Origin of the sequence: Proteiniclasticum aestuarii (assembly GCF_017368455.1) — a bacterium.
Taxonomy (GTDB): Bacteria; Bacillota; Clostridia; order Clostridiales; family Clostridiaceae; genus Proteiniclasticum; species Proteiniclasticum aestuarii.
In genome coordinates, this window is the sequence record NZ_JAFNJU010000001.1 from 301,718 (window position 1) to 316,525 (window position 14,808).

Genomic DNA, 14,808 nt, shown 5'->3' on the forward strand with positions numbered 1-14,808 from the left:
TGATTAAAGAAATTTCTTGATATATGGAATCACATCATCCAGATCCATATCCAGAGCCACCGAGAATTCTCCACTCAGAAGGTTTGTCGCTGACTTCAGAATCAGGTCATCACTGGAGGAGAGCTTCTTCCCTTCTTCCTTTTTCTCCAGCTTCTCATCTGCCAGAGCTTTGATGAGTAGAAGCCATGATTCACTGTCTCCGGATTTCAGGAGTTCATTATACTCACGCGCTCTTTCCTTTGCGTCATCAATCCAGTCAATCTGCTTGTCCTTCATATGACTGAGAAGCTCTTCGGCTTCTTCCTTCGAAATGACTTTTCTCATGTTGATATCTTTATTCATGATGGGAATCATGATAATGGAGTCTGTTTCCCGGATAGGACTGAGTATGTAATATTTTCTTTCCTTGTTGTACCCTTCTTCATCACGTCGAATATCTGTAACCTTACAGGCTCCAGTTAAACCATACATGACATAATCATTAATTTCGAACATTAAATTACCCCCTTGCGCAAAACATCAGGTTGCAGACCATATTACTATCCACAAAAGAACGTATCGGAGAGATTTCAGTGGACAAGCTTTTATATCATTCACCAATCAAATTGTTATTCTAAATATATTCTGTATTTTAGTGTTATCTCCCAACAATACTATTATATCAAATTTTGTGAAAAAAATGAAGTTTTAGACCATTTAAATTTGCACAAGAGAATTTCTCTTGCAGAAATACAGAAACTCCATGGAAAGAACCGCATCTTTCCATGGAGTTTCTGCTGTGAAACCAAATATTTCCGTTATTTCATTTCTCTTAATTCTTTGATGTTCTCTTTGATTGTATTGGAGGTTGCGTTGAAATTCTTGTTGTATTCCTGAACGAACCCTTCAAAGAGATTCTTGAAATTATGCATCATCTGCTGATTTTTCTCCTTGATTTCGGAATCCAGATCAGAGAGCAGTGAGTCCGCATAATCTCTTGCAGAGAGCTTGACAAGTTTCGCTTCCGTCTGAGCCTTATTGATGATTTCCTGGGCTTTGATGTTCGCTTCCTTAACAATATCATGATTGTCCACTTTTTCTCTCATCATACGATCCACTTCGGCTTTGGTTCTTTCATATTCGGTCTTCGCTTCTGTGAGAATCCGATCTTTTTCGCTTAAGACCCATTGTGCTGTTCTGAGGTCTTCAGGAATGACCTGCACGATTTCATCCAGAATATTGACAATCTCTTCCTTATCCACCATGACCTTCTTAGAAAACGGCATTTTGGAGCCATCATCTATGATTTCCTGCAGCACTTCCACAAGTCCGGTAATTTCGATTCTTCTTGATGTCACTTCATAATTTTCTTTCATTAAACTACCCCTCCATCGATTCCAACTTTTTTATAGATGTCCTGAACAATGTCTCCTGGTACAAAATTGGAAATATCCCCTCTGAAATGCAGAATCTCCCTGACAGAAGATGAACTGATATAAGAATACTCCGTACTCGCCATCATGAGTATTGTTTCCACTCGGTCTTTTGACAGTTTTCGATTCATATGAGACATCTGAAGCTCATAATCAAAATCCAGTCCCACTCGAAGACCTTTCACGATTATTCTCGCATCAACGCTTTTCATGAAGTCGATCAATAGACCTTCAAAACTTACTACTTCAATATTATCATATTTCTCTACCAGTTTACCAATCATATCCACTCTCTCATCGATTGTAAACAGGCCTTTCTTCTCAACATTCTTCAGCACCGCTACAATCAGCTTATCAAAAAGCCTGGATGAGCGTGTGATGATATCCATGTGACCGAGGGTGATCGGGTCAAAACTTCCTGGATATACCGCAATTTTCATAATTTCTCCTCATATTCTCAGCTGATAGAATCCCAGTATGGTCTTTCCATACTTTCTTTCATCTGTCAGTTCATATTTTCCATCCGGCCGGTAAACACTTTCATCTATATCATATTTTGATACAATCACACCATTTTCAGATAGGAGATCGTATTTCTCGATGAGCCTGATGGATTCTTCCACCATATTATTCAGATAAGGCGGGTCTACAAATATTATATCGAACTTTTCTCCCTTAGACCCTGAACTTTTTATGAATTCGTAACAGTCTTTGAAATACGCGGAACATGAGTCTCTGAATCCCAGCAGATTGATGTTTTCCACCAGAATGTCATAGGTCTCTTTGAACTTTTCAGTGAGAATGACTTCCTGCGCTCCTCGACTTGCACATTCCAGTCCGAGACTCCCCGTGCCGGCAAACATATCCAGGACTCTTGCTCCATAGATCTTGTACTGAATGATATTGAACATGGAAACTTTAACCCGATCCAGGGTCGGCCTTGTAGCCCTAAGTTCACCTTTTTGTGTAATTCTGCCTTCATTCCTTGGTGAGAGCAGTTTTCTCCCCTTGGCAGTACCTGAAATTATTCTCATTTCCCATTCTCCTCTAGTTCAGACAGATAAAATTCATGCTTCTTGAAATCTTCTCCAGAAATTCATTCTTCATTCTGATTTCTTCGGGAAGTTTCCCGTTGTATACCTTTTTCGCATAGCTGTTCGCTTTCAGGAAAAGCTCATAATCCAAGGCCAGATTGGATAAGACCAGCCCGGAGTGTCCACTCTGGTTGACCCCGAAGAGCTGTCCGGTTCCTCTTTGCTTCAGATCTTCTTCCGCTATGAAAAAGCCGTCGTTGCTTTTCACCATGATTTCCAGTCTTTCTCTTGTACCCTGACTTCTTATGTTCGCCATCATGAGACAGTAGGACTGATATTCTCCTCGCCCGACTCTTCCCCTTAACTGATGCAGCTGAGCAAGGCCGAATCTCTCTGCGTTTTCGATGACCATGACACTGGCATTCGGCACATTCACGCCCACCTCGATTACGGTCGTCGCAATAAGAACCTGAATCTCTCCATCCTTGAAAGACTCCATGACACGACTTTTTTCCTTTGAAGTCATTTTACCATGGAGGTACCCCATACGTATACCCTTAAGATGACCTTTGGAGAGCTCTTCATAGAGCCCTTCAACGGAATTCAGTTCTCCGTTTTCATCCAGATCGATGAGCGGTGTGACGATATAGGCCTGTCTTCCGCTTTTCACTTCTTCGAGCACTTTGCTGTAGCAGACCTTCCTTTTCCCCTCATCCATTAGAAGTGTCCTGATTTCCTTCCTTCCTTTCGGCAGTTCATCAATCACCGATAAGTCCAGATCGGAATAGATGGTCAGCGCCATGGTTCTGGGAATCGGCGTCGCGCTCATGACGAGCACCTCAGCCGTTTTGCTCTTGTTAATAAGCTTGGCTCTCTGATTGACGCCAAACCGGTGCTGTTCATCTGTTATAATCATACCCAGTTTCGTGAAGTTCACATTCTCCTCGATAAGAGCATGGGTGCCGATCATAAGAAGCGGTTTACCAGCCCCCAGATCTTCTGATATTTTCAGTCGTTCCGACTTCTTCGTTGATCCCGTCAGCAGCGACACAGAAACGCCTAGTGGCTCCAGAAGCTTCACTGCTTCCTCGTAATGCTGCTTTGCCAGAATTTCAGTTGGTGCCATGAATGCAGCCTGATATCCGTTCTCGATGACATTGAAGAGGGCGATCAGCGCAACTATGGTCTTGCCTGAGCCCACATCGCCCTGAAGAAGACGATTCATGGGAAATGTTCGCTTCTGATCTTTCAGAATCTCACGGACGACTCTATTCTGCGCCTCCGTCATCTTGAAAGGAATCCTTTCCTTCAACTCTTTCAGCCTCTTGCTCATGCTGAAGGAAATTCCTTCTTCATTCTCCATTCTTCTGGTTTTCGACAGCATGATTTTCATGGAATAGGAAAACATCTCCTGAAATTTCATTCGTTTCAGTGAATCTTCCAGTTTCCGCTCATCCTCCGGAAAATGAAGACTTCTCACTGCTTCATCCAGGGAAATCAGCTCTTCCTCTTCCAGAATCTGAGTCGGAAAATTCTCATTGATGATGACACGCGCAAGAATCTGTCTGACCAGTTTCTTGATGAGTGTTCCAGTGACTTTTCCTTCTGCAGAATACACCGGCACAATCTCTTCCGTATCCTTGTTGATCACCGGGTTGATGCATTCGATGTTCTTCCCTTTTTTCGTGAATTTTCCCTTGAGCTCGTAAGTCTCTCCGATTTTGTAATTGCCGGAAACATAGGGCATGTTGAAAAACATTGCTTTCAGCTGTCCGAATGCTGTGGAAAAATAGACGGTTGTCATGGTTTTTCCCGTACGGGTTCGAAAAGGCTTGGTGATACGCACCACTTCCGCTTCCAGCTTCACTTTATCCATTCCGTTGAAGTAGGTTTCATCTGCCTCATGGTAGGTATCATAGGCTCGAGGAAAATACAGAAGCAGATCCAGAAGCGTCACGATGCCCATTTTCTCCAGCTGTTCTTTTGTTTTTGCTCCAACCCCTTTCAGGGTACCCACGGAATCGTAAATATCCATATCGTCCTCCAAAAAAAAGAAGGCCGAAGCCTTCTTCAAATTTATTCCACCGCGATGATGAAGTAGTATAACGGCTGTTTTCCGTCGACACTCATCACATCCAGGTCTTCATACTTTTCTTCAAGAAGCTCTACAAGTTCATTAAACTCTTCTTCTTTCACATCTTCACCGTAAAACAGCGTAATGGATGAACTGTCCTCATCCACCATGGACTCAATGAGTTCTTCCACAAGTGGATACAGTTCTCTTTTCACCAGTTTGATCTTGTTCTCAATGAGTCCAAGAAAATCTCCCTGCTTGACTTCCTTACCATCTATTTCGGTATCTCTCACAGCATAGGTGACAGAACCTGATTTTACCGTTTCGAGGCTCGCCATGAGTGCATCATAGTTGGCTTCCGCATCCGCTTCGGGATTAAAGGTTGTCAGTGCCGCAACGCCCTGAGGAATGGTTTTTGTGGGAATCACATAAACTTCCTTGGCTGAAATCTCCTTCGCCTGATTTGCTGCCATGATGATATTCTTGTTATTCGGGAGTATGAAGATATACTCCGCATTGGCTTCCTCCACTGCTTTGACGATATCCTGAGTGGATGGGTTCATGGTCTGCCCACCGGAAATCACAAAATTCACGCCGAGATCATGGAACACATCCTTGATTCCATCTCCCATGGAAACGGAAATGAACGCATACTTTTCCTTCTCCTTCGGTTCGCTGACCTTGACTTCTTCTGCTTTCATTTCTTCATGAACATCTGGTGTTTCCTGAAGATTTCTATGCTGCTCTCTCATGTTCTCAATCTTGATCTTTGTCAGCTCTCCACGTTTTCCCGCTTCAGCAAGAACAAGTCCCGGATTATCCGTATGAATATGAACTTTTGTAATATCATCATATCCTACATAGACAATGGAATCACCCATGGTCTCCAGATACTCTTTGAACTCTCCATTATCAGGCGCTGCAAGAACGATGAATTCTGTGCAGTATCCGAAGGTGATTTCCGTATGGGTATCTCTGGCAGCCACATACTCTTCGAAGGATTTCTCTTCGAGCTTTTCCGCCATCTGGAAGCCGCTTTGCAGCGCTTCATACATCCCCTTCAGAATGATCAGCAGACCCATACCTCCTGAATCCACTACATTGGCTGCTTTAAGCTGCGGCAATAGGTCCGGTGTTCTCTGGAGCGTATCATCCGCGTATTCCACAATCTTGCTCATGAGATCCGTCATGTCATCTGTATGATATTCAGTGGCTTTTTCTCCGACTTCTCTTATAACAGTCAGTATCGTCCCTTCCGTAGGTCTCATGACCGCTCTGTAAGCTGATTTTGAACCTTCCAGCATACTCAGGGCGAATTCATAGGGATTCACTTCATCTTTTCCTTCCAGACCCTTGGCGATGCCTCTGAAGATCTGTGAAAGAATAACCCCGGAGTTTCCTCTGGCACCCATCAGTGCGCCCTTGGCCATAATCTTGGACACTTCTCCGATGGAAGAAGATTTGCTGCTCTGGATCTCCTGAACAGCTGCGGTAAATGTCATGGACATATTTGTGCCTGTATCTCCATCAGGAACAGGGAAGACATTGAGTGAATCCACATATGCCTTTTCATTTTCTAATCTGATGCTCGCATTGGTCACCATATTCAGAAAATGCTGTCCATCGATTTTATTGTATTTCATACGATATTCCTCCTGCAAAATATGGACAATATCAAAGCATGCCCACGCCATTTATACTTAGTAAATCAAACTTTAATAAAACCCTAATCAATAGGGTTTTATTCATAAAATATTAAACCAATCCTTATTATACTAAACCGGATAACTCAAAATCAAATTTTTCCAAGAAATCCTTAAGAAAATTTAAGAAATTCCGGCTAGAATCGAACTCCTTCAATATTCACTACTATATGATTCACTTTCAGTCCAAGATAGTTCTCTACATTATACCTGACTTTCTTGATGATATTGTTGGCGATGACTGAGATTTTAGTGCCGTATTCCACAACGACAAACAGATCGATGGACAGTTCATTATTTTTCGAGTTGATCTTCACACCCTTGTTCAGATGCTCCACTCTGATGAGTTCCCATAGTCCGTCCTTCGTGTTCTTTGAGGCCATACCTACAACACCATAGCACTCCATAGTGGAAAGCCCCACCACATTTGCGATTACATCTTCTGAATAGGATATATGTCCTTGTTCATTCGTTAAACCTATCATGAAATTTCCTCCTCATTCCCTCATTGCGTTTTCATTAATGCATTTATATGATCCTTCGGGATGTCCAGTTCCTTTATTCGTTTGACGAACAAAGGTCTTATCCCTATAATGATATTATATTTTCGAACATACTTCAATATAAACAAATAAAGGCTAAAATTATGTTGCAATACCGTCATCAGTTATGATAGAATGGTATCTGTTCAAAACAAATAAATTTGAAAAGCTTTTGAGATGATTTGATCTCTCAGGAGGAGGTGTATTTTAATGGCAAGAAAATGCGATATCTGTAATAAAGGTGTAGTAGCTGGTGTACAGTATTCTCATTCACACAGACAATCTAAGAGAACATGGGCACCAAACCTAAAAAGAGTACGTGCTGTTGTTAACGGAACTCCCCAGAGAGTTAACGTTTGTACAAGATGTCTACGTTCCGGTAAGGTAGAAAGAGCAATATAACAGAGCAAAGAAGCGTAGCTGGTCTTTCAGACTGGCTATTTTACTCTGAAAAAGAGTTACTATAGATTGAAGAAATTCAGTTTATAGTAACTCTTTTTATGCTTTTTACCTATAATGAAGAACCCATGACCACATCCTGATGGACAGAGACCACGAGTTCTTCATTCAGCTTAGTCTTTCGTCATGAAAACCATCAGTATACCTTCCCGGAAGGTAACGGAGATGTACTTCTCTACGAATTCATTGGAAACGTTCATAGAGTCCCCTAGGACAAGTTCATAGTCCCATAAAGGGTACTTCACCCCTTTGACGCCAAAACCTTTCACAGGACCTCTGAAGGCCTGAAAAGAGATGTAGTCTCCAAAATCTTTTCTGATGATACCCGGCTTCTTCATCATGAAGATCTTGTTATGATCATCCATAATGAACGCCCTGACTCCTCTATGAAGTGCTTTCTCAAGAAGGGACAGATTCCCGATGAAGTGGTCCAGCCTGTTTCCTGTACAGCCCAGCAGAAAGATTTCATCCGGATTCTCTTTCAGGGCTTCTTCCAGTGCAGCTTCCGTGTCTGTGAAGTCCTTCTCTTCCTCATATCGGATCAGTTCTGTCTTCTCTTCGAAATAATGCAGCGTCTCTTCCGTGATGGAATCGAAGTCCCCCAGCAGTATGTGAGGCAGGATTCCATTCTCCCTGAAAAACTCTGCTCCGCTGTCCACCGCTATGATTCTGCATTCGGAATCATACAAGGAACGATACAGAGACAGACTGGGTTTTCTTCCTCCTGAAACGATGATCACTTTCTTCATTTCAGCGCTTCTCTCAAAGCTTCCATATTTCTTCTGATTTCCCCATTCTTATACACCGCAGAACCTGCTACCACAACATCCACACCTGCTTCAACAGCAGCTCGGATGGTATCCTCCGCAATTCCTCCGTCGATCTCAATAAGAAGATCCGGATTCATTCTGTTCGCCATCTCCCTTAACTCCCGAACTTTGTCCAGGGTGTAGGGAAGGAAGCTCTGTCCTCCGAATCCGGGATTCACAGACATGATGAGAACCATATCCAGTTTAGGCAGAATGGTGCTCAGGACAGATACCGGTGTGGCAGGATTCAGGGTGATGCCTGCTTTCAGTCCTCTTGTTCTGATCTTCTCAATGGCTCTGTCGATATGTGTTTCGGCCTCATAATGAAAATTGATCAGATCTGCTCCTGCATCCGCAAAAGCATCGATGTAGCTGCTGGGATTCACAATCATCAGATGAACATCAAACAATTTATCGGTCAGGGGTCTGATGGCCTTCATCACGGGGAAGCCGAAACTGATATTCGGTACAAAGGATCCATCCATAACATCTATGTGAATCCAGTCCGCTCCGGCTTCTATCGTTTTCTCAATATCTCTACCCAGATCAGCGAAATTCGCCGACAGGATGGATGGTGCAATTTTTACCATTTTCTCTTGTTCTCCTCAACTAATTCATTATAGTATTTGACATAATAGTTATATCTCGCTTCAGAAATGGTCTTCCCCACTTCCGCCTTGACCCTGCAGCCAGGTTCCCGATTATGGTTGCATCCGTTGAATCTGCATTCCCCTTCATACTCATAGAATTCAGGAAAATAGTTCTTCAGCTCCTCCGCCTCCATGGTGAAATCCATGGTGGAGAATCCAGGTGTATCCACCAGGAGCGCATCATTGATTTCAATGAGTTCACTATGCCTTGTGGTATGTTTTCCTCGATTGAGACGAACTGATATATCTCCGGTTTCCATGGTCTCATTTCCGGACAGTTTATTAAGTAGTGTGGACTTTCCCGCTCCGGATGGACCACATAAAACGGTGATGTGATTTCTCAGCTGCGCATAAAGATCATCCAGTCCAAGCCCCGACTTGGCTTCGATGAAGTAGATCGGATATCCGGTTCCCTTGAAGTCTTCTCTGATATTCGTCATTTCCTCTTCTGTAGCTAGGTCACTTTTATTGAAAACCAGCACAGGTTCAATATGCTTCATTTCCAGATAGACAAGAAACTTGTTCAGCAGCTCAACGTTGATGTCTGGATTTCGAAGGGCAAAAACCACATAAGCCTGGCTGATGTTGGCTACAAAAGGCCGCATGAGCTCTGATGACCTTTCATGGATCTTGTCGAGGGTATTGCCTTCCGGCGTGGCTATGACGGTTACGCGGTCTCCCACCATGGGTGTGATATTATTCTTTCTGAATATTCCTCTAGCCTTGCATTCCAGAACGCCTTCACTGGTTCTCACATAATAGAACCCGGCTATTCCTTTGATAATTATACCTTCCATTGCATCATTCCTTTCATTTCTTCCTATTTCTTATCCCCATTATAAACCATTTCCTCAGAATTGTTTCAAGAAAAGATGATTTTGCGCGCGAAAAACCAGTGATAGGGGAAGATTCCCTTATCACTGGCTGCTGATTTTCTTATGGTGCCGGTGTTTCAACCGGTTCTTCAGGCTGCTCTGGTTCTGGTTCTGGTTCTGGCTCCGGTTCACCTAAGATCTTCACCGCTGAACCATACCCCACAGTGCTTCCACTGGATGGTGATACATCCACGACGATATCGCCGTTCTGTGTTCCATCCACCAGTTCAGGCTTCAGATTGAGTCCTCTGAGGATGTTCGCGACTTCACCTGCTGTCTTTCCAATGAGGTTAGATGGTATGGTCACTTCCGTGTATTCATAGACCGTTACGTTGATCTTTGTTCCTTCTTTCACTTCAGTGTCTTTCGGAATGCTTTGTTCTACAACTCTTCCGCTCTGCTCTTCATTTCCTGTAGGCTGCTTCGTTACAGTACCGATTGATAGTCCTACCGCTTCCAGAAGCGCCTGCGCTTCTCTTTCTGTCTTTCCGATGAGTTCAGGCACAAGGGAAATCACGATTTCCGGTCCTTTTGAAACAAGAACATTCACAGCACTTCCCTTAGGCATGGACATATTGACCATAGGGTCCTGACTGATGATTTCTCCTTTTGGAACCGTGTCACTGTACTCTTCATTTACAGTACCGAGAATGAATCCGTTGTTACCCAGTACGATTTCCGCACCTTCCACTGTGCTGCCTGTAATATCAGGTACAAACAGTTTCTCTTCCCCGGCGCTGAGAATCACTGAAACAGAAACCCCCTTTTTCACCATGGTGTCCTTTTCAGGGATACTTCGTAGAACTGTATCCACGGGCTGATCTGATGTTTCAGTGGACTGAATCTCGTAAACAAGCCCCAGCGCTTCCAGTTCCGCTTCCGCTTCTGTGCTGGTCATTCCTACAAGATCCGGAACAGCCACTTCCTCTTCTTCTACAATTCCAGATGGGTCTTCATTGGAACGGCTGAAAACAGCATCTCCAATGAGCGCACCGGCAACGACAACCAGGATCATTGCAAGTCCGATAATGAGTCCTTTCTTCTTACTGTTTGATGGCTTTTCATCGTCATAAATATCGTTTTTCATGGCAATCCTTTCTGGTACAACCGCACCCATAACTTGTGTATTTTCTGTATTGTCACTTGAAACCGCTTCAAGTCTCTCTCCATTCATGAGTGTGCGAAGATCCGTCATCATCTCTTCTATTCTCTGATATCTGTCAATGGGATTCTTGGCTGTCGCTTTCAGAATCACTTTTTCCAATCCATCACTGATTTTCGGATTATCCTTCTTCGGTGATGGCAGATTCTCCTGCATATGTTTCAGCGCAATGGTGATCGGGCTTTCAGCATCAAAGGGAACTTTCCCGGTGGCCATCTCATACATCACAATCCCTAAGGAATAGATATCCGATCTTCTGTCTGTCATGTTCCCTCTCGCCTGTTCAGGAGAGAAGTAGTGGGCGGAACCGATGATTTTACCGGAGTTTGTGATGGTGGCGGAATCCGAATGCTTTGCTATGCCGAAATCCGTCACCTTCACCAGATCATCCTTTGTGACGATGATGTTCTGAGGCTTGATGTCACGATGGATGATATTGCTGTTGTGGGCAGATTCCAGCGCTCTTGCAATCTGATAGGAGTAATTGAGAATCTCTTCGTTGGAAAGACTTCCCTGTTCTCTGATGATTTCCTTCAGCGTTTTTCCTTTCACATACTCCATGACGATATAGTGGATATTCCCTTCACTGCCCACATTGAAAATGTTCACGATGTTGGGATGGGAAAGAAAAGCAACCGCATTCGCTTCCTGCTTGAACCTCTCCAGTATATCTTTGTTTGTTGAAAATTCTTCTTTCAGCACCTTCACCGCGTCATAACGGTTCAGGTTCAGATCTAAAGCCTTGTATACTACTGACATGCCACCTTGAGCGATTTTCTCAGTAATTTCGTATCTACTACCTAAAATTCTACCTATCATTTAAGCGCTTCGCCTCCAAATATTACTAGCGTTATATTGTCTTTTCCGCCTCTCTCCTTGGCAATTTCGGCCAAGGCAGCAATCGAATCCTTCTTGTTTTCATGGCTAGTCACTTCATTCAGGATTTCTTCATCGGAAAGATAATCTGTCAGTCCATCCGTACAAAGGATGAAAACGTCATCCTTTCTGGTTATCAGTCTATATGTGTCTACAGCTACTTCAGCATTGGTTCCTACAGCTCTCGTAATGATGTTTTTGTTGGGATGATGCTTCGCATCCTCTTGCGTGATTCTTCCGGAATCAACCAGTTCCTGCACGAAACTATGATCTTTTGTTATTTTTTTTATTTCTTTATCTCTGATGATATAGAGTGAGCTGTCTCCCACATGGGCGATGTCCAGCTTGCCGTCATAGGATACAGCCGTTGTAACTGTTGTGCCCATGCCGCTCATGGTCTTTTCGGATGCAGAGCACTCAAAGATCTTCTGATTCGCATCCTTGATTGCAGCAACGAGCGCTTCAACGGGAGAGTCATGAAGATCATGTCCCATGGCATCAAGAATCGTATCCTTTGCCATCCTGCTCGCAACCTCCCCGGCATTATGCCCGCCCATACCATCGCAGATGATGAACAGATTGAAATATTTCCCTTCAAGAACCCCAAAGGTATCTTCATTAAGTTCCCTGATATTTCCTATATCAGAAATCCTTTCTATCATAACAGTCTCCTTGTTCAAACTACATGTTCTCCATGTAGCTTCTTCTTAATTGTCCGCAGGCGGCATCTATGTCAGAGCCCATCTCTCTTCTTACTGTAGCCTCGATCCCATGTCCAATGAGAGTATCCCTGAATCTCTGGATGGCTTCATTGGATGAAGGCAGATACAGCATCTCTTTGATTGTATTGACAGGGATCAGATTCACATGAATCTTCATCCCTTTCAGGAGCTTCGCCAGAGCAATCGCATCTTCTTCTCCATCATTTGAGCCTTTCACGAGGGCATATTCAAAAGAAACTCTTCTGCCTGTCTTACTCATATAATATTTTACACTATTTAAGATGTCATGGATACTATATTTATTTGCTATAGGCATGATTAGCCTTCTTTTCTCGTCCGTGGTCTCATGTAGTGAAATGGCAAGGGTGATCTGAAGCTTTCTGTCTGCCAACTCTATGATCTTGTCTACCAGGCCGCAGGTGGAAATGGTGATATTTCGATGGGACAGGTTAAGCCCCTCCTTTGCATGGATCAGATCGAGAAATTTCATCACCTGATCGAAATTATCCAGAGGCTCCCCTGAACCCATAAGTACCACGTGGGAAATCCGCTCCCCCACCAGTACGGATGATGCGATCACCTGGGAGAGAATTTCTCCCGCACTGAGATTTCTCACCATGCCATCTTTGGTGGAGGCACAGAAAGTGCACCCCATCTTGCAGCCAATCTGAGACGAGACGCATACGGAGTACCCGTAATGATACTTCATGATCACTGTCTCGATGATGTTCTGGTCCTCAAGAAGCATCAGCATCTTCACCGTTCCATCTTTGGATACTCTCTGGTCCAGCACTTTCGGCAGTGTGACCCTGAAGTGCTCCTTCAGTTTCTCTCTGGCGCTGGTATTCAAATTTTTCATCTCATCGATTTCTGTGACTCCTCTGTACAGATAATCAAAGACCTGCTTTGCTCTGAACGCACTCTCCCCATGGTCCTTGAACCAGGCCTTCAGTTCATCCAGAGAATAATCAAATATATATTCCATCGTTACTTCCTTTTCTAGCGTTTCGCTCACCTGGAAACATGTTCGTTTTCTGCAATACCGTTTTTATAAACATGGACATTTTATCACAAAAAATGTTAAATTTCTTTAAATTATTCTTAGTATTTGAAAAATGACTTCTACATCAGCCATTTACAACATCTGCAGAAGTCGTGAATATTTATTTTTTTCTTACTCTGCTGATGAAAAAACCGTCCATGGTCTTCCCTGGCAGAATGGTGAGAAACCCTTCTTCCGTATACTGGAAATGATCCTGTTCTCCCAGTTCGACGGGCAGAGGGGTGAATTCAGGGTGATTATCGAGGAACCACCTGATATTCTCCTCATTTTCCTTCTTGTTCAGTGTACAGGTGGAATAAAGGAGTATTCCTCCTGAAGGCACATACGCTGCCGCTGTTTCAAGGAGCCTGCGCTGAATCTTCACAAGCTCCGCCAGCTCCTTCTGATTCTTTGTGTATTTGATCTCCGGCTTCTTTCTGATGATGCCAAGACCCGAGCAGGGTGCATCCAGAAGCACATTAGCACTTTCATGATAGGCAGGCAGATCATTCAGACCATCATTCACTTCCGCTATGATGGAGTGCAGACCCAGTCTTTCCATGTTCTCTTCGATGAGCTTCACTTTGGCTTCATAGATATCGAAGGCATGTATTTCAGCCTGGTCATCTGAAAGCTCGGCAATATGTGTTGTCTTTCCTCCCGGTGCGGAGCAGAGATCCATGTAATTTCTGCTCTCCTCCACAAGAAGCGGAGCCACCAGCATGGAGCTTTCATCCTGCACCGTGAGAACACCCTGCTGGAACAACGGATTGCCTGCAACGGATTTCCCGCCTTTCACCTCAATGCCATAGGGTGAAATCAATGTTTTTCTTGCATCATAGCCCAGATCAAGAAGCCTTTTCAGTGCTTCTTCTCGGGTCATCTTCAGTGTGTTCACCCGATAGGTGATCACCGGCCTTTCGTTCAGACCCGCTAGAATCTTCTTGTAGGCTTTCCCGTACTGCTCTTTGAAAAGCTCGATCATCCAGACCGGAAAGGAAAAGTTGAAGGAGTCCTTCTCCAGAGTCGAGGCGAAAACCATCTTTTCATTCTGGCTCCGCACATATCCTCTCAGGACACCATTGACGAATCCGGAAGCGCCCCTGGACTTTTTCTTGGTCAGCTCCACCGCTTCATTGAGCACGGCATAGGTTGGAATCCGATCCAGGTATTTCATCTGATAAACGGATATCCTTAGTATGTTCAGCACATCGTCTTCGATCTTCTTCAGCGCTATGGAGGAATGCTTTTCAATGATCCGGTCAATGGCAAGCAGGTACTTTAATGTTCCGTAGATGATTTCAGTGACAAGCCCCTTATCTTCTTCCTTGATATCTGCAGAAGAAAAGGCATGATCCAAAGCTATGTTTGAATATGCCCCCTGATTCAGCACTTTACCTAACACATCCACAGAAACTTCTCTGGCGTTGGTAATCATATTGTAATCT

Annotated in this window: 15 protein-coding genes; 1 reads left to right on the forward strand and 14 read right to left on the reverse strand. The window is 43.8% G+C overall.

Features of this window, described 5'->3' with window-relative positions:
• Positions 1-3: 3 nt before the first annotated feature.
• The 7 genes from J3A84_RS01480 to J3A84_RS01510 form a co-directional block, all read right to left on the reverse strand.
• On the reverse strand, positions 4-495 hold the full coding sequence (locus J3A84_RS01480) for a CarD family transcriptional regulator (RefSeq protein ID WP_207598221.1): 492 nt from the start codon (positions 493-495) through the stop codon (positions 4-6).
• Positions 496-797: 302 nt separating this feature from the next.
• Positions 798-1,355 carry an ATPase gene (locus J3A84_RS01485; RefSeq protein WP_207598222.1) on the reverse strand — a complete coding sequence of 186 codons (558 nt, stop codon included), beginning with the start codon at positions 1,353-1,355 and terminating at the stop codon, positions 798-800.
• Positions 1,355-1,852 (reverse strand): pantetheine-phosphate adenylyltransferase, encoded by a 498-nt coding sequence (gene coaD, locus J3A84_RS01490; protein ID WP_207598223.1) that lies wholly within the window; start codon positions 1,850-1,852, stop codon positions 1,355-1,357. Before coaD ends, J3A84_RS01485 begins: the two co-directional genes overlap by 1 nt.
• A 9-nt stretch (positions 1,853-1,861) precedes the next feature.
• The gene (rsmD, locus tag J3A84_RS01495; protein ID WP_207598224.1) at positions 1,862-2,446 is read right to left on the reverse strand and encodes a 16S rRNA (guanine(966)-N(2))-methyltransferase RsmD; all 585 of its coding nucleotides are present in this window, start codon (positions 2,444-2,446) and stop codon (positions 1,862-1,864) included.
• Between the two features lie 13 nt (positions 2,447-2,459).
• Complete coding sequence (recG, locus tag J3A84_RS01500) at positions 2,460-4,481, reverse strand: ATP-dependent DNA helicase RecG (protein ID WP_207598225.1); 2,022 nt, start codon at positions 4,479-4,481, stop codon at positions 2,460-2,462.
• Between the two features lie 41 nt (positions 4,482-4,522).
• A complete protein-coding gene (locus tag J3A84_RS01505; protein WP_207598226.1) occupies positions 4,523-6,163 on the reverse strand; it encodes a DAK2 domain-containing protein in 1,641 nt (546 codons plus the stop codon).
• Between the two features lie 197 nt (positions 6,164-6,360).
• Positions 6,361-6,708, reverse strand: coding sequence for an Asp23/Gls24 family envelope stress response protein (locus J3A84_RS01510; RefSeq protein ID WP_207598227.1), 348 nt, complete (start codon positions 6,706-6,708; stop codon positions 6,361-6,363).
• A gap of 267 nt (positions 6,709-6,975) precedes the next feature.
• On the opposite strand from J3A84_RS01510, the gene rpmB reads away from it, so the two are divergent.
• Positions 6,976-7,167: a 50S ribosomal protein L28 gene (rpmB, locus tag J3A84_RS01515; protein ID WP_207598228.1), complete on the forward strand. Its 192-nt coding sequence runs from the start codon at positions 6,976-6,978 to the stop codon at positions 7,165-7,167.
• Positions 7,168-7,337: 170 nt separating this feature from the next.
• On the opposite strand, the gene J3A84_RS01520 is transcribed toward rpmB, so the two are convergent.
• From J3A84_RS01520 to rsmB, 7 genes are all read right to left on the reverse strand, one after another.
• Entirely contained in the window at positions 7,338-7,973 is a 636-nt protein-coding gene (locus tag J3A84_RS01520) for a thiamine diphosphokinase (RefSeq protein ID WP_207598229.1), read from the reverse strand.
• Complete coding sequence (gene rpe, locus J3A84_RS01525; protein ID WP_207598230.1) at positions 7,970-8,623, reverse strand: ribulose-phosphate 3-epimerase; 654 nt, start codon at positions 8,621-8,623, stop codon at positions 7,970-7,972. The genes J3A84_RS01520 and rpe overlap by 4 nt, the downstream gene beginning before the upstream one ends.
• Complete coding sequence (gene rsgA, locus J3A84_RS01530; protein WP_207598231.1) at positions 8,617-9,480, reverse strand: ribosome small subunit-dependent GTPase A; 864 nt, start codon at positions 9,478-9,480, stop codon at positions 8,617-8,619. Before rsgA ends, rpe begins: the two co-directional genes overlap by 7 nt.
• Positions 9,481-9,619: 139 nt before the next feature.
• A complete protein-coding gene (gene pknB, locus J3A84_RS01535; protein WP_207598232.1) occupies positions 9,620-11,539 on the reverse strand; it encodes a Stk1 family PASTA domain-containing Ser/Thr kinase in 1,920 nt (639 codons plus the stop codon).
• Complete coding sequence (locus tag J3A84_RS01540; RefSeq protein ID WP_207598233.1) at positions 11,536-12,258, reverse strand: Stp1/IreP family PP2C-type Ser/Thr phosphatase; 723 nt, start codon at positions 12,256-12,258, stop codon at positions 11,536-11,538. The genes pknB and J3A84_RS01540 overlap by 4 nt, the downstream gene beginning before the upstream one ends.
• Positions 12,259-12,277: 19 nt before the next feature.
• Positions 12,278-13,303: a dual-specificity RNA methyltransferase RlmN gene (gene rlmN / locus J3A84_RS01545; RefSeq protein WP_207598234.1), complete on the reverse strand. Its 1,026-nt coding sequence runs from the start codon at positions 13,301-13,303 to the stop codon at positions 12,278-12,280.
• A gap of 178 nt (positions 13,304-13,481) precedes the next feature.
• Entirely contained in the window at positions 13,482-14,798 is a 1,317-nt protein-coding gene (gene rsmB, locus J3A84_RS01550; protein WP_242693920.1) for a 16S rRNA (cytosine(967)-C(5))-methyltransferase RsmB, read from the reverse strand.
• Positions 14,799-14,808 lie beyond the last annotated feature (10 nt).

What these genes read in the sequence shown, in the direction of transcription:
- J3A84_RS01480 (WP_207598221.1), bottom strand. Translation starts at nt 495, where the DNA reads ATGTTCGAAATTAATGATTATGTCATGTATGGTTTAACTGGAGCCTGT.
- J3A84_RS01485 (WP_207598222.1), bottom strand. Translation starts at nt 1,355, where the DNA reads ATGAAAGAAAATTATGAAGTGACATCAAGAAGAATCGAAATTACCGGA.
- coaD (WP_207598223.1), bottom strand. Translation starts at nt 1,852, where the DNA reads ATGAAAATTGCGGTATATCCAGGAAGTTTTGACCCGATCACCCTCGGT.
- rsmD (WP_207598224.1), bottom strand. Translation starts at nt 2,446, where the DNA reads ATGAGAATAATTTCAGGTACTGCCAAGGGGAGAAAACTGCTCTCACCA.
- recG (WP_207598225.1), bottom strand. Translation starts at nt 4,481, where the DNA reads ATGGATATTTACGATTCCGTGGGTACCCTGAAAGGGGTTGGAGCAAAA.
- J3A84_RS01505 (WP_207598226.1), bottom strand. Translation starts at nt 6,163, where the DNA reads ATGAAATACAATAAAATCGATGGACAGCATTTTCTGAATATGGTGACC.
- J3A84_RS01510 (WP_207598227.1), bottom strand. Translation starts at nt 6,708, where the DNA reads ATGATAGGTTTAACGAATGAACAAGGACATATATCCTATTCAGAAGAT.
- rpmB (WP_207598228.1), top strand. Translation starts at nt 6,976, where the DNA reads ATGGCAAGAAAATGCGATATCTGTAATAAAGGTGTAGTAGCTGGTGTA.
- J3A84_RS01520 (WP_207598229.1), bottom strand. Translation starts at nt 7,973, where the DNA reads ATGAAGAAAGTGATCATCGTTTCAGGAGGAAGAAAACCCAGTCTGTCT.
- rpe (WP_207598230.1), bottom strand. Translation starts at nt 8,623, where the DNA reads ATGGTAAAAATTGCACCATCCATCCTGTCGGCGAATTTCGCTGATCTG.
- rsgA (WP_207598231.1), bottom strand. Translation starts at nt 9,480, where the DNA reads ATGGAAGGTATAATTATCAAAGGAATAGCCGGGTTCTATTATGTGAGA.
- pknB (WP_207598232.1), bottom strand. Translation starts at nt 11,539, where the DNA reads ATGATAGGTAGAATTTTAGGTAGTAGATACGAAATTACTGAGAAAATC.
- J3A84_RS01540 (WP_207598233.1), bottom strand. Translation starts at nt 12,258, where the DNA reads ATGATAGAAAGGATTTCTGATATAGGAAATATCAGGGAACTTAATGAA.
- rlmN (WP_207598234.1), bottom strand. Translation starts at nt 13,303, where the DNA reads ATGGAATATATATTTGATTATTCTCTGGATGAACTGAAGGCCTGGTTC.
- rsmB (WP_242693920.1), bottom strand. Translation starts at nt 14,798, where the DNA reads ATGATTACCAACGCCAGAGAAGTTTCTGTGGATGTGTTAGGTAAAGTG.